Origin of the sequence: Actinoallomurus sp. NPDC052274, assembly GCF_040679475.1 — a bacterium.
GTDB classification, from domain to species: domain Bacteria; phylum Actinomycetota; class Actinomycetes; order Streptosporangiales; family Streptosporangiaceae; genus Actinoallomurus; species Actinoallomurus liliacearum.
In genome coordinates this window covers 1-19,924 of the sequence record NZ_JBFAUT010000100.1, presented here as the reverse complement: position 1 = coordinate 19,924, position 19,924 = coordinate 1, and the positions used below count along the sequence as shown (strand labels likewise).

Sequence of the window (19,924 nt, the reverse complement as noted above, 5' to 3'; positions counted from 1 at the left end):
GGATGGAGGAGGGGCGCGCCTCCGTCGACGCGGTGTTCATCGCGGTCGCGGTGACGGGCCTGATCCTGGACTCCGCCCCCGGCCGCCCGAGTCCACCCGTCCGCACGGCAGTCCCACCCCCGCCACTCCCGATCCCCAGGAGGAATCCGTGGCCCCGTCCCCCCGCCACCGCATCGCCCGCAGGCTGACCACGGCGTTCGCCGCGCTCGCCGTCGCCGGAGGCGTCCTCGCCGCCGCGCCCGCGGCCGGCGCGTCGCCGAACCCGATCACCCACCCCGACAAGGACCACGCCGGCTCGGGTCTCGCCGCCCGGAGCACCTCCGACGGCACGGTCAGCCCGCTGGTCGCCGGGCTCCCCGGCCTCGACGTCTCCAGCCATCAGGGCAACGTCGGCTGGAGCACGGTGAAGAGCAACGGCGCCAAGTTCGCCTACGTCAAGGCCACCGAGGGCACGTCGTACCAGAACCCGTACTTCTCGCAGCAGTACGTCGGGTCCTACAACGCCGGCCTGATCCGCGGCGCCTACCACTTCGCCACGCCGAACACCTCGAGCGGCGCGGCGCAGGCCGACTACTTCGCCGCCCACGGCGGCGGCTGGTCCAAGGACAACCAGACGCTGCCCGGCGCGCTCGACATCGAGTACAACCCGTACGGGGCCACGTGCTACGGCCTGAGCCAGGCCTCGATGAAGAGCTGGATCCACGCGTTCCTCAACGAGTACCACGCCAAGACCGGCCGGTGGGCGGTCATCTACACGACCCTCGACTGGTGGACCTCGTGCACCGGCAACAACGACGCGACCTTCGCGACGAACAGCCCGCTGTGGATCGCGAAGTACAGCAGTTCGGCCGGAACCCTGCCGTACGGCTGGAGCTTCTACACCATCTGGCAGTACGCCGACAGCGGCACGTTCCCGGGTGACCAGGACACCTTCAACGGTGACGCGTCGCGCCTGCTCGCCCTCGCCAACAACACCTGATCAAAACCGACCGAGGTGCCGGGGCCGAGCCCCGGCACCTCGCGCGTTCAGCGGAATGCGGGTCAGGCGCTCAGGCCGTGGTCCCGCAGGACGTCGTTGAGCTGCGACTTGTCGTGCCGCACACCGGGCTCGAGACGCTTGATCACCAGCACGGCGGGCATCCCGAAGGTGCCGCCGGGGAACTCCTTCAGCCGCGTGCCGCCGACCGCGACGCACCAGTCGGGGATGCGACCGCGGCCGAGCTCCTCGCCGGTCTGCACGTCGATGACCGGCATCGAGGCGGAGAGGTTCGTCCCGGAGCCGACGACCGCGCCCTTGCCCACGCGGGCGCCCTCGACGATCATCGAGCGGCTGCCGATCATGGCCTCGTCCTCGATGATGACGGGCTTGGCGTTCGGCGGCTCGAGCACGCCGCCGATGCCGACGCCACCGGACAGGTGGACGTTCTTGCCGATCTGCGCGCAGGACCCGACGGTCGCCCAGGTGTCGACCATCGTGCCGGAGTCGACGTACGCCCCGATGTTCGTGAACGACGGCATGAGGACCACGCCCGGCGCGAGGTAGGAGCCCCAGCGGGCGATGGCGCCGGGAACGACGCGCACCCCGTCGAGACGGGTCTTCAGCGGAATCCGGTCGTGGTAGTGGAAGTCGCCCACCTGCGCGCGGGCCATGCCCAGCACCTTGAAGCTCAGCAGAATCGCCCGCTTGGCGCGCTCGTCGACGACCACCTCGTCGGTGGACTCGTCGACGAACGCCACACGCGCCTGCCCGGCGTCGATCAGATCGACCGCGCCCACGATGGCGGATCGGGCGTCGGTGTCCTCGGGGCTCAGGTCGGCCCGGCGCTCCCACAGTTCATCGATGACGCTTGAGATCGGGCTGGTGAACGTGTCGGTCATGCCGGTGAGAATAGCGGCGGCACCGTCGATGAATGTCCGGCAGGGTGTAAGGAACGGGTACCTTCGTGCCCGTGAGTCGGACGAGTGGAAGGCGGCTGCGGCTGGCCGTCATCGCGTTGGTCACCACGCTGGTCATCGTCGGCGGCGGTGTCGCGCTGTACGTCCACTTCCGTCCGTATCTCCACGGCACCAACTGCGAGGCCCGTACGAGCACCGGAGTCATGCCGCTCGACCTCGACCAGGCCGCCAACGCCGCCACGATCGCCGCCGTGGCGCTGCGCAAGAAGCTCCCCGAAGAGGCCGTCGTCATCGCGTACGCGACGGCGCTGCAGGAGTCGCACCTGCGCAACCTCGAGAGCGGCGACCGCGACTCCGTCGGCCTCTTCCAGCAGCGCCCGTCGCAGGGCTGGGGTACGTCCGCCCAGCTGAAGGACCCGGTCTACGCCGCGAACCGGTTCTTCAGCGCGCTCGTCAAGGTCAAGGACTACACCGGGCTGCCCGTCCACGACGCGGCCCAGCGGGTGCAGCGCAGCGCCGACGGCAAGGCGTACGCCCGGCACGAGGAGGACGCCCGGATCATGGCCGCGGCCTACACCGGACGCGTGCCCGGCGCCGTACGCTGCTGGTACCCGCCGAACAAGCGCAAGAAGCAGGACCAGTCGGCGCAGGCCCTCGACACCCTGCGCAAGACGCTCAAGCGCAAGGACACCGGCGACGGGATCACCGCGGCCAACGCCCGCAGCGGGTGGACGATCGCGACCTGGATGGTCGCGCACGCCCAGCCGTACGGCATCCACGAGGTGCGGTACGCCGGCCGGCGCTGGCGGTCGGCGCAGGGCCACGACGGCTGGACCAAGGACACCGACGCCCCCACGGACCGCGTCCTGATCAACTGAGCCCGGCGTCGCCGGTCGCGCCTCATCCGCCCCAGGCCCCGATGACGTCCTCAGGGCCCCACAGCAGGTCGACGGATCGCTCCTCGACGTCCTCGCCGAGCCCGTTGAGGGAGGCGACGACCAGGCCGGTCAGCGCCGGTTCGTATCCCGGGATCTGGACGACCGCGCGTCGCACCGCCGCGAGATCGTGACCGTCGAAGGGGCTCGTCAGCCACTTGACCGACCCCGCGAAGAAGACGGTGCCCGCGACCGGTGCCCGGTCGGCGCCGACGAGGTCGACCTCCGGGTCGAATCGGCGGTTCCACCAGCCGCCGACCGCCTCCACGTCCGTCCACGGCAGCGTTCCGGACAGCGCGGCGAGTTCGAGAGACTGCCGGACCAACGGTTCGACGGCGCGACCGCGCCAGGCCGTCCAGCGACGCTCGATCACGCGAATTCCCGCTTCCGGGCGTCCCCGCCGAGCCTGTTCCTGCACGACGCGCAGGATTCCCAGGTACAGCCGCAGGCTGCTGTCCGCCACCCGGTACAGGGTCGGTTTGCCGGGCACCGCGGACAGGGGCTCGTCGACGGCGAGTATCTGCTTCTCCAGCGTGAGCCGGCGCAGCAACGGGGACAGCGTCCCCGACGGCAGCGCGCCTTCCCTGCTGCCGGCCGTAGCGGCGATGTTCGCGTGAGTACGGTCTCCGGCCCCGACCGCCTCCAGCACTCGACGCGAGGTGTCCGGGCCGGGGAAATCGGCCATCAGCGCGGCCTCCGGCACGCTGAACACCGGGGCCGCGGGGTCGGCGGCCTCCTGCCGCAGGAAGTCCAACGCGGGCATGCCCACGGGCCAGGACCGGATGATGCCCGGCAGGCCACCGGACACCAGGTGGGCATCGATCGCGTCAGCCGCGTCCAATCCGAGGGCCTGTCCGACGTCGGCGGGGTTGAGCGGCCCGAGCACCAGGTTGTCCGCCCGTCCGAAGAACGGCCTGTCGTAGGCGGTGAGCCGTTCCATCATGTGCAGGTCGCTTCCGAGCAGCAACAACAGCACCGGCTTGGCGGACAGGAGCCGGTCCCAAGCGGTCTGCAACGCCCCGTCGAAGAGGCCGTCCTGTTCGGCCAGCCAGGGCACCTCGTCGAGCACCACCGCGGAAGGCCGGTCCGGCAGGACCGAAGCGAGCACGCGGAAGGCGTCCGGCCAGCTTCCCGTGCCGAGCTCCGGAATCAACTCCGGCTGTGCGGGCAACGTCGACTCGCGTAGATCGCTCAAGAAAGAAGCCACCGCCTCGACCGGCGAAGCGCCCTTGGTCGCGGTCGCGAAGACGTAGGGCACTCCCGACCGGTCGCAGAACTCCTGGACCAGGCGGGACTTGCCCACCTGTCTCCGTCCCCGCACGGCGAGTGCGACTCCGGATCCCGAAGCCGTGACGCGTTCGAGCCGCTTGGCGAGCAGGGCCAGCTCGGCCTTCCTGCCGATGAACCGCACGAGCGCCTCCCTATGTAGATCGAATCTACGTAGATTCAATCTACCAAGAGAGACCGCGCCTAGCGTGGGGCGGCGAGGGCGCGCTGGTGGATCTCGCTGACGACGTAGCGGGCGGACAGGAACGCGCCCGCCTGCCAGCCCATGAAGCGCGTCAGCCACTCGCCGGCGAAGTACACGCGGCCGTGCGGCTGATTCAGCAGGTCGTACTGGCCGCTCGTCCAGGACGGCCAGGCGACCCACCCGGTCTCGATGTGCGGGATGCGGTCCCACGCCACGGCGAACGCCGAGACGACCTCCTTCGCGTACTTCGGGCCGTGAATCTTCACGCCCTGGGCGAGGGCGTGCTTGATCCGGTCCGGCGGCGACATCCGGTCGAAGGCGTCGGTGCCCGGCCCCTGCGTGTAGTAGCCGAGCAGGACGCCGCCCTTGCCGTGGTACCCGTGGGAGGGGTACCAGATCTGGCTGATGTCCAGGTCGGTGTTGGTGATCCCGCCGTAGATGCGGTCGTCCTCCTCCCACCACCGCCGCCGGTACTCCAGGCCCAGCTTGCCGACGTGGACCCGGGTCGGGTACTCCAGGGCCGCCTTCACCGCCGCGCCCAGGTTCGTGGGGATCCGCGCCATGAGATAGGCGGGCAGGGTCGCCACGCAGTAGTCGCCCTGCGCCATCCGCTGCCGGCCCTTCGCGTCGCGGTACCGCACGTGGACGGCGTCCGGCTGGTCCGTCACCTCCAGGACCTCGGCCTGGTACTCGATGCGGTGCCCGCCGATGCGGTCGGCGAGGGCGTACGGGATGCGGTCCATGCCGCCGACCGGCTGGAACATCATCATCGCCTGGTCCCAGCCGAGTTCGAACGACAGGTTCCGGCCGAGCCGGGAGGCGAGCACGTTGTGCAGGGACGGCGGCGGCCCGAGGACCGTGCCCGGATGGTCGGCCGCATCCGGCAGGACCGAGTATCCGCGGCGGTCGGTGCCGGTGTACCTCCACTCGCCGCCCGTGTGGGTGAGGGCGCCGAAGTCCTCGAGGAACGTCATCAGCCGGTCCTTGTCGTCGGCGGACAGCTCCGCGTCGAGCGCGCCCTGGCTGGTGGCCTTGGCCAGCAGCTCGCTGATGTAGCCGTACGTGTCGGCCTTGACGGCGCGGTCCGTCGTCCGGACGTCGGACATCGGCCCGGCGTCCTGGTAATAGACGTAGGCGTCGGCATTCTGATTGACGAACGGCTCGATCGCGACACCGAGTTCGCGGCAGTAGTCGAGCGTCAACATGAACTGCGCGATCCGTGCCGGACCGGCGTTCATATAAAGCCCGGGAGCGAACGTGGCGCGCTGTTCGTAACCGTCCAGTTCGCGTTCGACGGTGCCGCCGCGGACCGTCCAATTGCGTCCGCCGGGACGGTTCTTCGCCTCCAGGATGTGGCAGTCGTATCCCGCCTTGCCCAGTTCGTACGCGGTGGCGAGCCCGGCGATGCCGCCGCCCAGGATCACGACCTTCGGGGCCTTGCGGCCCGACAGCGCGAAATCCGCGCGGCTCGGCGGGACGAACGGGCGTCCCGCCGCGTCCGCCGCCGTCGGCGCCAGGCCGAGCGCGCCCATCGTCTCGAACAGGACTCCGGCACCGCCGGCGATGCCGACGGCCCGCAGGAATGATCTTCTGGTGACCGCACTCCCCATGACGCCCTCCGGCCGATTGCCCATCGGCTGGGGACGATAATCGCTCGGCGCCTCCACTTTAACGAATCGCATTAATTGTCATCCGGGATTCGTCGGACCGATTATCCGACGCGGCCACCTCATCGCCTTGATTACCCACCGGTCATCCGGATGACGAATATCGGCGCCGCTCGGAGCATGCCATTTTCGGCCGGTTACCGTGGATGAGCCGTCAAGGAGGGAGCTTATGCGATTTCCAGCGGGAAGACCTTTGCAAAGACTGTGGGTGGCACTGGCCGGGGCATTCCTGGTCGTCGGTGCGCTGGCAGGTGCGGTGGCGTGCACCTCCCATGACACCCATTCCGCCTCTGATGTCTCGGCGCACGACGCCGCCGTGCCGCAGCGGACCGCGGGCGAGTGGCCGTCCGGCGGCCAGAACATCTACGACACGCACGGCAACCCGTACGAGCACCAGATCAACGCCTCCAACGCGTCCCGGCTGACGACGCGCTGGACGGCGACCATGCACGGGGACGTCTCGGCGACCCCCGCGGTCGTCGGCGGAGCGATCTACGTGCCGGACTTCGGGGGGTACTTCACCAAGTACGACGCCCGGACCGGCCGGGTGATCTGGTCGCACAAGGTGTCGGAGTACACCGGAGACCAGAAGAGCTTCTCCCGGACCAGCCCCGCCGTCTCCGGCGACACCGTCTACATCGGCGACCACTACGGCCTGCACGCCACCGGCTCGGCGCCGCCGGTCACCGCCGACGCCGCCCGGCTGCTCGCCGTCGACACCGCCACGGGCAAGCTGCGCTGGAAGCTCGTCCTGGACAAGCAGTTCGCGGCCTGGCTCACCCAGTCGCCGCTCGTCCACGACGGCGTCATCTACGAGGGCATCGCCTCGGGCGAGGAGGACCAGGCGGCCGCGCCGAACTATCAGTGCTGCAAGTTCCGCGGCAACCTGGTCGCGATCAGCGAGCGCACCCACAAGGTGCTGTGGCGGACGTACTTCCAGCCGCCGAACGGCGGGACGACCGGCGGCTACAGCGGTGCGGCGATCTGGAGCGGCACCCCCGCCATCGACCCGGTGAACAAGACGGTCGTCATCACCACCGGGAACAACTACGCCGTCCCCGCCAGCGTGGAGAAATGCCGCAAGGCCGGCGGCACGCCGGAGAAGTGCTTCTCCTCGGAGAACCGCATCGACTCGATCATCGCCGTGGACCTGCGCACCGGGAAGATCCGGTGGTCGACCGGCGCGAAGATGTTCGACGACTGGAACTCCGGGTGCCTACCCGGCGCACCGCCGAACAACTGCAAACCCGACCACGGCCCGGACGCCGACTTCGGCGACGGCGCGCACATCTCGGTCGTCAACGACCACGGGAAGCAGCGGGTGCTGGTCGGAGCCGGACAGAAGAGCGGCATCTACTGGCAGCTCGACGGCGCCACCGGCAAGATCCTCTGGAGCGCGGCCCCCGGCCCGAGCGGGCAGCAGGGCGGCATCCAGTGGGGCAGCGCGACCGACGGCAAGCGCGTCTACGTCGCCGAGTCCAACGCCGACTCCCACCCGTACAAGCTGCCGAACGGCAAGACGATCGACTACGGCTCCTTCTCCGCGCTCGACGCTCTGACCGGAAAGCTCGTCTGGCAGATCGCCGATCCGTCGAAGGGCCACGACAAGGCGCCGCTCACCATCGCGAACGGCGTGCTGTACGCCGGTTCGACGACCGGCCACATGTACGCCCTGGACGCGGCCACCGGGAAGGTCCTGTGGGACCGGAAGGGCCAGGGCTCGTCACTCGCCGGTCCGGCCGTCGTGAACGGGCTCGTCTACTGGGGGAACGGCTACACGGCCAAGTGGGCCACCCCCGGCACGACGTTCTACGTCTTCGGGCTGCCGGGGCGCTGACCGACGTGCCCCTGAACGATCGGGCGGCGGCGCGGACGGACCGGGAACCGGTCCGCCGCGCCGCCGCCCGGTCCCGTCGTACGGAGGACCCTGGCGGAGCGTTCGGTCACGTCCGCGTCCGCGTGGCCCCGGTGGAGCGTTCCGTCGTGTCCGCGTCGAAGCGCCGCGCGTCGGCGGACCGGCCGTCGGCCGGCGGACGGCCGGTACCGTTCCGGCCGTTCACCGACGCGCCCCGGCCCGCTCCGTCCACGACCGGGCGACCGTTCGCGCTCCGGCCGCCCACCAGCCCGCTCCCGGGTGAGCCGTCGTGGGACGGACGGCCGTTCATGGGCCGCCGGTTCACCGACGCGCCCCGGCCCTGCCCGTCCACCGGGGGCCGGCCGTTCGCCACCCGCCCGTTCGCCGGGGTCCTCCGGGCCGGCCCGTCCACCGGCGGGCGGCTCTTCCGGTCGGCTCCGGGCACGGTACGACGGCCGCTCGAGCCATCGGCCGGTGGGCGGACGGCCGGTGGGCGGTCGCTCCCTCCCGGCCCCAGGCGCCGGGCCTCCTGCATCAGGCCGGCGCGGTAGGCGAACGAGACGAGCTGCGCCCGGTCCTTCAGGCCCAGCTTGCAGCGCAGCCGGTAGACGTGGGTCCGTACGGTGGTGGTGCCGATGAACAGCTCGCTGGCCACCTCCTCGATCGACAGTCCCCGCGCGAACAGGGTGAGCACCTCGCGTTCGCGCGCGGTGAGCGACTCGACCTCGGACTGCAGAGGGGTCTCCGTCGGCGCCTCCTGGCGGCGGAACCAGTCCACCAGCCGGGTCGCGACCTGGGGGGCCAGCATGGTCTGGCCGTCGGCCGCGGCGCGCACCGCCGAGCCCAATTGCTCGCGGGTGACCTCCTTGACCAGCAGGCCGTTCGCTCCCGCGTGCAGGACCCGGGAGATGGTGTCCTCGTTCTCCATCATCGACAGGACGACGACCCGCGGCTTCGGGTCGAGGTCCTCCTGGTTGAGCCGCCGTACGAGCTCGAGGCCGGAGATGCCGTCCAGTGCCAGCCCGGTGACCACCACGTGGGGCTGGTGCCGCCGCGCGAGGACCATGGCGTCGATGCCGCTGCCGGTCTCGTCGATCACTTCGATGTCCTCTTCGGCCGCGAGCAGGGCGGACAGCCCATGTCTGACGATCGACAGCCGGTCACAGACCAGTACACGCATGAATTCTTCCCTCAGTCCTGGGTTCGGGTGTCGACCATCCCGCCGGCGACCGTGCGGTTCGTGTTCGGGTCGAGGAGGATGAAGCTGCCGGTGGTGCGATTCCTGGCGTAGTCGTCGCACATGATCGGCTGCGCCGTGCGCAGTTTGATCCGGCCGATGTCGTTCGCACCGAGCGAGTCGGTGTTCTGGCGGTGCAGGGAGTTCACGTCGACCCGGTAGACGATCTCGCGGAGCTGGGCGCGGACGCTGCGGCTCGTGTGCTTCAGGACCAGGCGCGCGCCCGGCCGCACGGGCGTGTTGTCCATCCAGGAGACCATCGCGTCCACGTCCTGCGTGACCACGGGATGGTTCCCCGGCCGGCAGATGAGGTCGCCGCGGGCGACGTCCAGGTCGTCGGCCAGCCGGAGCGTCACCGACATGGGCGGGAACGCCTCGTCGATCGGGCCCTCGGCGGTGTCGATCGACTCGACGCGACTGCTCATGCCGCTGGGCAGCACCAGGACCTCGTCGCCCGGCCGGAAGACGCCACCGGCGACCTGACCGGCGTAGCCCCGGTAGTCGTGGAAGTCGTCCGAGCGCGGACGCACGACGTACTGCACCGGGAACCGCGCGTCCACCATGTTGCGGTCGGAGCGGATGTGCACCGTCTCCAGGTGATCGAGGATCGTGCCGCCGTGGTGCCAGTCCATCGTGTCCGAGGCGGTCACCACGTTGTCCCCGCGGAGCGCCGAGATGGGGATGAACGCCAGGTCGGGCACCCGCAGGCGGGTCATGAACCGCGAGCACTCCTCGCGCAGGCGGTCGAAGTCGGCCTGCCGGTAGTCGACGAGGTCCATCTTGTTCACCGCGATCAGCCAGTGCGGGACGCCGAGGAGCGACAGCAGGAAGGCGTGCCGCCGGGTCTGTTCGGTGAGACCGGCCCGGACGTCGACGAGCAGCAGCGCGAGGTCGGCGACCGAGGCGCCGCAGACCATGTTCCGGGTGTACTGCACGTGCCCGGGGGCGTCGGCGATGATGAACTTGCGGCGGGACGTGCTGAAATAGCGATAGGCGACATCGATGGTGATGCCCTGTTCCCGCTCGGCGCGCAGGCCGTCGGTCAGCAGCGCGAGGTTGGTCTCCTCCAGTCCCATGCGGGTGCTGGAGCGGGCGACCGCCTCGATCTGGTCCTCGGTGATGGACTCGGTGTCGTAGAGCAGACGCCCGATCAGCGTGCTCTTGCCGTCGTCGACCGAGCCGGCGGTCACGAAGGTGAGCAGTTCCATCAGAAGTAGCCCTCCCGCTTGCGGTCCTCCATGGCGGACTCGGCGAACCGGTCGTCGGCGCGCGTCGCGCCGCGTTCGCTGAGCCGGGAACGCGCCATCTCCTCGATCACCTCGGCCGGGGTGCTCGCGTCGCTCTCGATCGCGCCGGTGCAGGTCATGTCGCCGACCGTCCGGAAGCGCACCCGCATCTCGCGCGCCTCCTCGCCCTCCTCCTGCGGGAGGAAGGGGTTCTGCGCGAACAGCATGCCGTCGCGGGTGAGGACGGGCCGGTGGTGCGCGTAGTAGAGGGCCGGCAGCGCGACCTCGTACCGCTCGATGTACTGCCAGACGTCGGCCTCGGTCCAGTTGGACAGCGGGAAGACGCGCAGGTTCTCCCCCGGCGCGATCGTGGCGTTGTGCAGGGTCCACAGCTCGGGCCGCTGGTCGCGCGGGTCCCACTGCCCGAACTCGTCGCGCAGCGAGAAGATCCGTTCCTTGGCGCGGGCCTTCTCCTCGTCGCGTCGTCCGCCGCCGAGCAGGGCGTCGAAGCGGTGCTCGGTGACGGCCTCGACCAGGGCGGTGCCCTGCAGGCGGTTGCGGCTGACCGTTCCGGGCGGCTCGGTGAGCCGGCCATCGCTGATCATCTCCGGCATCGAGACGACGACCAGCCGCATGCCGAGGTCGGCGAGGAACTTGTCGCGGTACTCGATGACCTCGGGGAAGTTGTGCCCGGTGTCCACGTGCAGCGCGGGGAACGGCACGGGCGCCGGCCAGAACGCGCGGCGCGCCAGGTGCGCCATGACGGCGGAGTCCTTGCCCCCGGAGAACAGCATCGCGGGGTTCTGCAGTTCGGCGGCGACCTCGCGCATCACGAAGATCGCTTGCGCTTCCAGTACTTCGAGATGGGACAGGTGCAGATCTTTCTCGACCATCGGCCCTCCACGGATTGACCCGGGAGCGAGGTACCCAGCAATGCCGAAATAAACACGAATCACGACCAATACCCAAAATGTTCACTTTGCCGACGACCCGCTGTTTATACGGCCCGTAACCCCAGTTCACGGGCCGCGACATTGATCTTGATCGACCGGGAAAGACGTACGTCAAGACCCGTGATTCGTCGTCATCACGGCGTCCAAATATCTCCCCGAAAAGGCGCGAAGCGGCTGACCTTGCCGACGATGTTTCGGCGTTAGGCTCGTCTTAGTCCCCACCCGACACGGCGCAGGTAGCGGCGTTGGTACCGCTTTTCCGGCGCCCGTACACCGCCATTTTCGGTCAACCGAAGGGTCACGCATGCCTGATCGACTCGACACGGCGGCCGACCCGGTGACGCTCACGCAACGACTGATCCGGTACGACACGACGAACCCTCCGGGGAACGAGGCGGCGTGCGTGGAGTTCGTCGCCGGCCTCGCCGCCGACGCCGGACTGCCGCATCGCCTCGTCGCCGCACAGCCCGACCGGCCGAACCTGCTGATCCGGCTCCCGGGCCGCGGCGCGGCGCCGGGCCTGCTCATGCACGCCCACGTCGACGTCGTCCCCACCAAGGACCAGCAGTGGTCGTACCCGCCGTTCGACGGCGCCGTCCGCGACGGTCACGTCTGGGGGCGCGGCTCGCTCGACATGAAGGGCGGCCTCGCCATGATGCTCACGGCGATGCTGCGCCTGCACGCCGAGGGGGTCCGGCCGGCCGGCGACGTACTGCTCGCGGTCGTGCCCGACGAGGAGGCGGGCAGCGCGGTCGGCGCGCGGTACCTCGTCGACCGGCACCCCGAACTGTTCGACGGCATGCGGTACGCCGTCGGCGAGGACGGCGGAGCGGACCTCGAACTGGACGGCGCCGTACGCCTCCACCCCATCGTCGTCGCGGAGAAACGCGCCTGCTGGCTGCGGATCACGCTGCGCGGACCCGGCGGGCACGCGTCCCGCGTCGCGCTCCCCGACAGTCCGGTGCGCCAGTTGACCCGCCTGCTGGACGCGATCGGGCCCGGCGGCCTGCCGCCCGTGCTCACGCCGGCCGCCGACCGGATGCTGCGCGAGCTGAGCGCCGCGCTGCCCGAGTCGCAGGCCGCCGTCTTCGAGCGGCTGCGCGCCGATCCGGCCGACGAGAGCGCCCTCGGCGCGCTGTCGACGGCGGACGCGCAGTACCTCCGCTCGATCCTGCGGCACTCGGTCAACGCGACGGTCATCCGGGCCGGTACGGCGACGAACGTCCTGCCGGAGGAGATGACCGTCGAGCTCGACTGCCGCGCTCTCCCGGGCGGCTTCGGCGCGGCGGACTTCGTCGCGGCGCTGTCCGAACGCGTCGGCGCCGACCTCGACGCCGAGGTGATCGTCGAGGGAGAGGCGATGCCGGAACCGGAGTTCGGCCCGTTCTACGACCAGCTCACCGCGGTGCTGCGCGCCGCCGATCCGGACGGGGTCCCGGTGCCGATGGTCACGACCGCGTCCACCGACGCCCGCCTCTTCCCCCGGCTCGGCATCGCCTGCTACGGATGGCTGCCCCTCATGCTGCCCGCCGGCGCGGGCTACCGGGGGCTGCTGCACCGGCCGGACGAGCGCGTCCCGGTCGAGGCGCTGCGGTTCGGCGCCTCCTGCTTCGCCGACCTGCTCCGCGGCTACCGGTGACGGCGATGAGCGACCTGAAGCGGCCGCCCATGACGGCGGCAGGAGACCTCGAGCCGGACCCGGGCGGCCTGGAGTTCGTCCGGCTCGACGGCGACGAGGTGACGATCAGCAAGTGGGCCGGCGTGGTCGCGGTGATCACGCGGCAGGCGTACGACGGATCGGACCCGATCCACGGGCTGCCGCCGCCGGACGGGTCCCGGGACACCGCCGCCGAGGTCGCCGACGAGCTGCGGGCCGGGATCGGCGTCTGGCTCGCGCTGACGCCGGACGGCACCCCCGCGGGCGCGGCCCGCGTCCACGCGCACGAGGCCGGGTACTGGGAGGTCAGCCGCGTCGCCACCGCGCCGGCCGGCAAGAAGCGCGGCGTGGCGCGCCGGCTGCTCCGTGCCATCGAGGACGCGGCGCGGGACGCCGCGGTCCCCCGGGTCCGGCTGAACGCCGTCGTCGAGCGCTGCCTGCCGTCGTTCTACGCGGCGCTCGGCTACCGGGTGGTCACCCACTGGCCCAGCCCCGACAAGCCGCTCACCGAGGTGACCATGGAGCGGGACCCGGCGACGCCCTGGGAGCCGGACCCCTTCCCCTGGACCGCCATGCCGCCGCCCGCCGCGCCGGTCGTCTGCTGGCTCACCGACCCCGCCGGGCTGTGGGCCGTAGTCGTCGACGACGCGGGCGACGTGTCCGCGGCGGTGCGCGCCGCGAGCGCCCGGCTGGTGAGCAGCGGCGTCCCCGCCGTACGGCTCGCGGGCGTCGACCTGCCCACCGAGCTTGCGCCCGGCCCGCACGAGCTCCTCGCCGGGATCGGCGAGGAGGGGGCCGACGTGCGGTACGCGGGACCGGTCCGCGCCTCGGTGCCCGCGCACGTGGCCCCGCGCACCGTCCATCCCGAGTACCACGCGTTCTGGCGGCTGCCGCCGGGCCGCGAAGCAGAGATCTCCCCTTGGAGGTGGTGACCCTTGACGTCCGTTCGGCAGGAGACGACCGGGTCGATGACCCAGGTCGACCTGTCCTCCTTCTTCGACAACACCGGGCTCACCGGGCGGGACGACCTGTCCGGCGGCGCCTTCAACATCTGGCGTAACACCTTCCCGGCCGAGGAGCTGCCCGGCGAGGCGCCGACCGTGCTCGGCGGCGTGCCGTTCCGGTTCCCCGACCGCGGTCCCTCGGGGGCGGACAACGTGCGCTGCGCGGGCCAGCTCGTGCCCGTGCCCCACGGCCGGTACGACTGGGTCTACCTCGTCGCCGCCGCCGAGCGCCGTACGGAGGACTTCGTCCTGCTGCACTACGCGGACGGCGCGATCGACCCGGAGTGGCTGCGCGTGTCCGACTTCTGGCCGGAGACCGCCCCTCGCTTCGGCGAACGCCACGGGCTGCAGTGCCAGACCCTGCACTACCCCCGGCACGTGCAGGAACGGATGGGCCCGGCGATCTGGCGGGAACGGGTGCCCGTGCCCCGCGAGGCACCGCTCACCGCGATCCGGCTGCCCGACAACCCGGCCGTCCACGTGTTCGCCATGACGCTGCTGCCCGTGACCGAGGAGGTGAGCGCGCCGTGAAGGTCGTCCTCGACGGCGTACTGCCCTGGCGCCACGATCTGGCGGGCTGCCTGCACGCCTGTGCCGCCACGCTGCTCGCCCACCAGGGTGTGCCGCCCCTCGACGCGCTCGGCGCGGCCTGGGGTTTCTACTACCCGCCGGGCGACTTCCGGCAGGAGGAGTACTACTACCCGAGCCGGCCGGGCTCCTCCCTGCTGTCCGCGATCGCCCCGTACCATCCGGTCACGTCGCGGTGGCACCTGCCCGGAGACGCCGACCGCGGCTGGGCCGAGGTCCGCGACCAGGTCGCCGCCGGCACCCCCGTCGCGGTCGCGGTGGACAACTTCGAGCTGCCCTTCCGGCCCGCGTACCAGGACGTGCACGCCAACCACCTGGTCATCGTGTACGGCTTCGACGACGAGGAGCGGACCGCCCGCGTCCTCGACACGGTCCCCCCGCGCTTCGACGGCGACCTGCCGATCGAGGTCCTCACCGCCGCCCGGCACTCGGGCAACGAGGCGCAGCACGACCGGGACATGTTCTTCGCCGAGAGCCCGATCGCGGACCGCTGGCTCGAGGTCACGGTGGACCACGCGCGGCTCCGGCCCGTCGATCGGGAGGTCGTCACCGCGCGCCTGCTGCGCAACCTCGCCGGGTTCACCGCCCCCGACGACGGCGACGACCACGTGGGGCTGCCCGGCCTGGAGAGCTTCCTGCGCGGCATGGAGCAGCGGCTCGTCAACGGCGACGAGATCGCCGACGAGCTGTTCGTCGTGGCCGGCGGGGTGCTGGCCACGACCGCGCTGCACGCCGACTGGCTGACCGACTCCGGGCGGAGCCTCGACGCGCCGTCCCTCCGCGAACTGGGCCGGGCCGTGGAACGCGTCGCCCACCACTGGACCGCCCTGCGCATCACCGCCGCTCTCACGCGTAAGGGAGACGTCTCCCCCCGCCGGCTCCGCCGGCGGCACGACGCGATCCTCGGCGCGACCGAGCAGGCCCTGTACCAGACCGAGGCCGCGCTGGCCGACCTATGACCGGGAGTGACCATGGACAAGCTCGCGATGCTCGGCGGCACGCGGACCGTTCCGCGTGACCGCCGTATCCCCACGTGGCCGGTGGTCACCCAGGACGACGAGGAGGCCGTACGCCGCGTGCTGGCGAGCGGCCGCTTCACCACCGCGTCATCCGGTGAGAAGGAGATCGCGGGGCTCGAACGGGAGTGGGCGCGGGAGACCGGCACCCGGCACTGCGTCGCCGTCAACAACGGCACCACGGCGCTGTCCCTCGCCCTCGCGGCGGCCGGGATCGGGCCGGGCGACGAGGTGATCGTGCCCGCGCTGAGCTTCATCGCCTCCGCGATCGCGCCCCTGCACGTGTTCGCCGTCCCGGTGTTCGCCGACATCGACCCGGTGACGTTCAACGTCGACCCGGCGGCCGTCGAGGCGGCCGTGACGCCGCGGACCAAGGCCGTCATCGTGGTCCACCTGCACGGGCTGCCCGCCGACCTCACCGAGCTCATGGCGGTGGCCGAGCGGCACGGCCTCACGCTGATCGAGGACGCCGCCCAGGCCCACGGCGCGCGCTACCACGACCGGCCGGCCGGCTCGTTCGGCGCGATCAACACCTTCAGCCTGAACGTCAGCAAGAACCTCGCCACCTGCGGGGAGGGCGGCCTGGTCACGACCGACGACGCCGACCTGTACCGGCGGGCGACGATGATGCGGCAGTTCGGCGAGGTGATCCCGCGCCGCGGGCCGCGCAGCTACGTCTCCCACCTGCTCGGCTGGAATCACAAGCCGGCCGCGATCCAGTGCGCCTTCACCCGGAGCCAGCTCACGCGGTTCGGGCGGGAGTCGGAGCTGCGCGACCAGAACGTCCGGCACTTCCTCGGCCGGCTCGCGGAGCTGCCCTGGCTGCGCGTCCCCACCGCGCCGGACGACCGCACCCACGTGTGGCACATCCTGCGGTTCCGGGTCGACCCGGAGCCCTTCGGCCTCGGCCCGGAGTTCACCGGGCCGCTCCGCTCGGTCGTCATGCGCGCCCTGCGGGCCGAGGGCGTGCCCGCGACGCACTACCAGCTAATGCCCCTCCCGGCGCAGCGCCTGTTCCAGTCGCCGCTGCCGGGCGTCGACCGCAAGTACCGCGGCGAGGACCATCCGAACACGCTGCGGGTGATCGACGGTTCGTTCACCATCCAGAAGGCGCACCTGCATCCGGACGCCCGCCAGCTCCTCGACCTGTACGCCGACGCCGCCGCCAAGCTCTGGGAGCACCGCGACGTCATCGCCGCCGAGGCGAAGTCCCTGGACTACAGGCCCCCATGGCGCGAGGCCGAGGAGATAGCCGACGCCGAGTGGGAAGGCTGACCGCCCGCGAGGTGTCAAGATCCCTGGCGATCACAGCCGATAGAGCGCAGCGATCGCCAGGGATCGTGCCTGCGAGTCGTGTTCAACAGGTGAGCTGATCCTGCCAGGGGTGCGTACCGAAGCTGCGTGACAAGGCTTCGCTCAGCCAGCGTCGCCGCTCTGCGGTGAGGAAGGGCAGGGTCGCGAGGAAATCGGTCTGGTCTTTCGGCCGGGGCTGTTTGGCCTTGTAATACAGCTGGATCTCGGGTGCGAGGTAGGGGATGCCGTCCGGGCTGATCTCTCCGACTCCGGCCAGGGAACGGCGGACGCCAGGGTCGCGGCGCGACGTCCATTCGCCCTGTCTCGTCTCGTCGAGCATCACCTGGATCCGCCATGGTTCACCCGGCCCCGGACGGCACCAGATGTCGTGGACTGTTGGCGGCAGGACCTCCGCGGGTCCCCAGGGCCGCAGGACCCCAGGTGGTTCGACGGCCCAGCACTCCCAGCCGCGCAGGGCGCCGTGCAGGTGAAGCTGATCCGGGCGCAGCAATATCACGTCGATGTCGCCGTGGTCGCGCACGCGGTGGCCGACGGCGAGTTCGATCGCGTATCCGCCGGCCACCCACCACGGGCACGGCATCGCCGAAAAGAGCGAAGCGACCTGCGCGGGCGTCACTGGCTCCCAGCGTCCGTACGGTGCGACGATCGACCTCATGGCTGCGCTCATCCCCCCGGCTCACCTGGACCAGATCCATGCCCTCAGCGGGCATCGTCGCGCGTCTCAGATCTCTGCACGTCTAGTTGTACGCGCCTCTGCGCTTCTATGGGTACGCCGATGAGTGGCCCCCTCGCTGGCGAGAGGGGGCCGGTCGGGGAGGGTGCTAGGCGCGCTGTTCTTCGTCCAGCCGCTTGACCTCTACACAGTTTCCTTGCTGAGCGCCGCTCCGGCTGCTCTTTCTCCAGCCGTCCAGAGTCTCCATCTACAACGCCTCCATGGCTTCTTGAATGAGTTCACGAGAAGCGCGTTCCGGCAAGGCCACCTGGCCTATGCGGTCATAACGCACGGCGTAGGAGCGTATCTCGTTGATCGACTGCACCAACCTTCCGCCGCCGGGTGACTCCGTGTATGCCACGTCGCCGAACTCCCCAGACATGAGGCTGAAGCTCCCGTCTACGCCCGCGTGTGCACCCGCGCTGCGCGGTATCACCCTAAGCCCTATGTGCGGATTGACAGACATGTCCAGAAGGTGAGCAAGCTGCTTGCGCATCACCTCCGGACCTCCTATGGGCCAGTCGATTACGCTCTCCGTCACTAAGACCCACAGCAGGGGAGGTATGTCCTTGTCGTGGATCTTCTGTCGCGCGATCCGCTCCTCTACGAGGGCGTCAACGTTCGTGGACCCTCCTGCCGTGAAGAGGGCGCGAGCGTACTCCGGAACCTGAAGAAGGCCCGGCACGGTCAGCGCTTCATATGCCTTGATCACCAAGGCTTCCGCCTCGATGCTGATGTACTGCTTGAACCAGTTGGGATCGTGCCCCAGCCTCGCATACCGCAGCAACCTGCGGAAATGGCCACCCGTATCGAAATGCTCATCCAAGATCGTGGCGTCCCTGTCGGCGATCCGGCGACGTCCAGCCATGATGTTGGAAACATTGGAGTCGCTTCGCTTGAGCAGGCGCGCGAACGCCGCGTATGACATATCGGACTTCTTGCAGAGGAAGCGCAGGTCGTACGTGAGCCAATCCCACATCGAGGAATCAGGATCGATCTTCTTTTCCATTGATCTCGCTCCCTTCTGAACCTTCCAGTGCTTCCGGAAGGGTAGCTCCAGCCAGATACAGAGGTCCACACTTCTCGCTAGAACGCGAGATACGGCAGGTCAGGAACGAGGCCGATCAGAACGGAGCGATCAACATGCGGACACGAGCGCGCCAGAAGATCCGGCTGTACCCGATACCCGGAGCCTCGAAGCAGGCCAGGAGGTGGATGGAGGCGAAGCTCACCGTGTGCGGCCGCTTGGAATGGTTGGAAAACTCGCTGGTTGTGACCTCGGAGCTGGTCACCAACGCGATTCGGCACACCGGCAAGCCCTTCACCCTCGTCTACAGCGAGTTCGACGATCTGCCTTGGATCGAGGTATGCGACCAGTCCCCGCAGCCGCCGACTTGGCATGCTCAGAGCACCTCTGTCGAGTCCGGACGCGGTCTCAAAATGGTGGCCAGACTTTCAGTCATCTGCGGCCATTCGTTCTCCGCTGACGCGTTCGACGGGAAGATCGTTTACTCACTCCCGATAAGAGACAAGGACACGCCAGTGGATATCCCGCCAGAAGAAATCGATCTGAGCGCGTACCAGCACACCGTGGTCACGGCCCGCCCGCGCGGGAGCGTGGGCGCTATCAGGAAGGAGCTCCGATGAACACGCGTTTCTGTCGGGCCGGTTCTCGACCAGCACAACGATGGCGACCCCGCCGGTAGATGAACTTCGTACCCACGGCAGAGGCCGAAGGGGTCTCGTGGGCCGAGACGCAGGAGCATCATGACCGGCTCCGCCGACAGCCCGGCGCCCCCAACTCAGCGATGTCCAGCCATGGGTGACGACCGCCCCTAAGGCGACCACGAGAGTTCGCCGGGTTCGTGACAGCGCCGATGACGCGAAGCCCATCACAGTCGTGCCTGCTTCGCCGTCGCTGTGCTCACTTCGCCGCCGCCATGGCCGGGGTTCGTCCCGATCACGCGCTTCGTCCCGTCAACGCCGACGGCAAGGCTCCGTGCCGCCGGGCGCCCTCAGGGTGGAGTTGGTGCGGGCGGCTGGCCCGACAGCCGAGGGCGACCTTAGGTTTCCCTACCTCCGGACACCGGCGTGCCTTTTGTTCGCTTCATCCCTGAGGTCGACGTCCAGGGCCGTGCGGAACGCTCGGTGAAGGTCTGCCCGTGGTGCTGGCATGGAGGCTTTCGCCCTTTCCTGGATCGCGGTTGCCGAGCATTCGGTACGCCTCGAACAGCGGACCGAGGGATGGCCTGGTTGCCACCCGGCCGGCGCGCTTTCCGGCGCCCTCAACGACACCCGCTAGTACTACATGCCTAGATCGCTTCTGGTGATCGGTCGATTCCTCTGCGTGAGATGGGTGGGGTGTGTGACGGTGTCTGCATGCCTCAGCCCCT

Annotated in this window: 18 protein-coding genes; 9 read left to right on the top strand and 9 right to left on the bottom strand. The window is 70.0% G+C overall.

Annotation, left to right across the window (positions count from 1 at the left end):
* Nucleotides 1–148: 148 nt before the first annotated feature.
* Nucleotides 149–979, top strand: a complete 831-nt coding sequence (locus tag AB0K82_RS42740; RefSeq protein ID WP_364408933.1) for a lysozyme — start codon at nucleotides 149–151, stop codon at nucleotides 977–979.
* Nucleotides 980–1,041: 62 nt separating this feature from the next.
* Here the strand turns inward: AB0K82_RS42740 and AB0K82_RS42735 are convergent, their stop codons facing one another.
* On the bottom strand, nucleotides 1,042–1,878 hold the full coding sequence (locus AB0K82_RS42735; protein ID WP_364408930.1) for a 2,3,4,5-tetrahydropyridine-2,6-dicarboxylate N-succinyltransferase: 837 nt from the start codon (nucleotides 1,876–1,878) through the stop codon (nucleotides 1,042–1,044).
* A gap of 71 nt (nucleotides 1,879–1,949) precedes the next feature.
* On the opposite strand from AB0K82_RS42735, the gene AB0K82_RS42730 reads away from it, so the two are divergent.
* Nucleotides 1,950–2,774 (top strand): hypothetical protein, encoded by an 825-nt coding sequence (locus AB0K82_RS42730; RefSeq protein ID WP_364408927.1) that lies wholly within the window; start codon nucleotides 1,950–1,952, stop codon nucleotides 2,772–2,774.
* Between the two features lie 22 nt (nucleotides 2,775–2,796).
* Here AB0K82_RS42730 and AB0K82_RS42725 read toward each other — a convergent pair whose 3' ends face one another.
* Complete coding sequence (locus tag AB0K82_RS42725) at nucleotides 2,797–4,242, bottom strand: ATP-binding protein (RefSeq protein ID WP_364408924.1); 1,446 nt, start codon at nucleotides 4,240–4,242, stop codon at nucleotides 2,797–2,799.
* 59 nt (nucleotides 4,243–4,301) lie between these two features.
* Nucleotides 4,302–5,936: an FAD-dependent oxidoreductase gene (locus AB0K82_RS42720; RefSeq protein WP_364408921.1), complete on the bottom strand. Its 1,635-nt coding sequence runs from the start codon at nucleotides 5,934–5,936 to the stop codon at nucleotides 4,302–4,304.
* A gap of 241 nt (nucleotides 5,937–6,177) precedes the next feature.
* On the opposite strand from AB0K82_RS42720, the gene AB0K82_RS42715 reads away from it, so the two are divergent.
* Nucleotides 6,178–7,806 carry a PQQ-binding-like beta-propeller repeat protein gene (locus AB0K82_RS42715; protein WP_364408919.1) on the top strand — a complete coding sequence of 543 codons (1,629 nt, stop codon included), beginning with the start codon at nucleotides 6,178–6,180 and terminating at the stop codon, nucleotides 7,804–7,806.
* A 106-nt stretch (nucleotides 7,807–7,912) separates the two neighbouring features.
* Here AB0K82_RS42715 and AB0K82_RS42710 read toward each other — a convergent pair whose 3' ends face one another.
* From AB0K82_RS42710 to cysD, 3 genes are read right to left on the bottom strand one after another with little or no spacing between them, the layout of a single operon-like run.
* Nucleotides 7,913–9,004, bottom strand: a complete 1,092-nt coding sequence (locus tag AB0K82_RS42710; RefSeq protein ID WP_364408917.1) for a response regulator — start codon at nucleotides 9,002–9,004, stop codon at nucleotides 7,913–7,915.
* Between the two features lie 11 nt (nucleotides 9,005–9,015).
* Nucleotides 9,016–10,269, bottom strand: coding sequence for a GTP-binding protein (locus AB0K82_RS42705; RefSeq protein WP_364408914.1), 1,254 nt, complete (start codon nucleotides 10,267–10,269; stop codon nucleotides 9,016–9,018).
* Nucleotides 10,269–11,180, bottom strand: coding sequence for a sulfate adenylyltransferase subunit CysD (gene cysD, locus AB0K82_RS42700; RefSeq protein ID WP_364408911.1), 912 nt, complete (start codon nucleotides 11,178–11,180; stop codon nucleotides 10,269–10,271). Before cysD ends, AB0K82_RS42705 begins: the two co-directional genes overlap by 1 nt.
* A gap of 364 nt (nucleotides 11,181–11,544) precedes the next feature.
* Here cysD and AB0K82_RS42695 point away from each other — a divergent pair, with 364 nt between their 5' ends.
* The 5 genes from AB0K82_RS42695 to AB0K82_RS42675 are packed head-to-tail and all read left to right on the top strand — an operon-like array spanning nucleotide 11,545 to nucleotide 16,780.
* On the top strand, nucleotides 11,545–12,879 hold the full coding sequence (locus AB0K82_RS42695) for a M20/M25/M40 family metallo-hydrolase (protein WP_364408908.1): 1,335 nt from the start codon (nucleotides 11,545–11,547) through the stop codon (nucleotides 12,877–12,879).
* A 5-nt stretch (nucleotides 12,880–12,884) separates the two neighbouring features.
* Nucleotides 12,885–13,829, top strand: a complete 945-nt coding sequence (locus AB0K82_RS42690) for a GNAT family N-acetyltransferase (protein ID WP_364408905.1) — start codon at nucleotides 12,885–12,887, stop codon at nucleotides 13,827–13,829.
* 3 nt (nucleotides 13,830–13,832) lie between these two features.
* Nucleotides 13,833–14,432 carry a hypothetical protein gene (locus AB0K82_RS42685; RefSeq protein WP_364408902.1) on the top strand — a complete coding sequence of 200 codons (600 nt, stop codon included), beginning with the start codon at nucleotides 13,833–13,835 and terminating at the stop codon, nucleotides 14,430–14,432.
* Entirely contained in the window at nucleotides 14,429–15,448 is a 1,020-nt protein-coding gene (locus tag AB0K82_RS42680; RefSeq protein WP_364408899.1) for a BtrH N-terminal domain-containing protein, read from the top strand. Before AB0K82_RS42685 ends, AB0K82_RS42680 begins: the two co-directional genes overlap by 4 nt.
* 12 nt (nucleotides 15,449–15,460) lie before the next feature.
* The gene (locus tag AB0K82_RS42675) at nucleotides 15,461–16,780 is read left to right on the top strand and encodes a DegT/DnrJ/EryC1/StrS family aminotransferase (protein ID WP_364408896.1); all 1,320 of its coding nucleotides are present in this window, start codon (nucleotides 15,461–15,463) and stop codon (nucleotides 16,778–16,780) included.
* 82 nt (nucleotides 16,781–16,862) lie between these two features.
* Here the strand turns inward: AB0K82_RS42675 and AB0K82_RS42670 are convergent, their stop codons facing one another.
* From AB0K82_RS42670 to AB0K82_RS42660, 3 genes are all read right to left on the bottom strand, one after another.
* Nucleotides 16,863–17,474, bottom strand: a complete 612-nt coding sequence (locus AB0K82_RS42670) for an amino acid transporter (protein WP_364408893.1) — start codon at nucleotides 17,472–17,474, stop codon at nucleotides 16,863–16,865.
* Between the two features lie 166 nt (nucleotides 17,475–17,640).
* Nucleotides 17,641–17,739: a DUF397 domain-containing protein gene (locus AB0K82_RS42665; RefSeq protein WP_364408890.1), complete on the bottom strand. Its 99-nt coding sequence runs from the start codon at nucleotides 17,737–17,739 to the stop codon at nucleotides 17,641–17,643.
* Nucleotides 17,740–18,540, bottom strand: coding sequence for a DUF5753 domain-containing protein (locus tag AB0K82_RS42660; protein ID WP_364408888.1), 801 nt, complete (start codon nucleotides 18,538–18,540; stop codon nucleotides 17,740–17,742).
* A gap of 134 nt (nucleotides 18,541–18,674) precedes the next feature.
* Between AB0K82_RS42660 and AB0K82_RS42655 the strand changes: the two genes are divergently transcribed.
* On the top strand, nucleotides 18,675–19,178 hold the full coding sequence (locus AB0K82_RS42655) for an ATP-binding protein (RefSeq protein WP_364408885.1): 504 nt from the start codon (nucleotides 18,675–18,677) through the stop codon (nucleotides 19,176–19,178).
* Nucleotides 19,179–19,924: the final 746 nt, after the last annotated feature.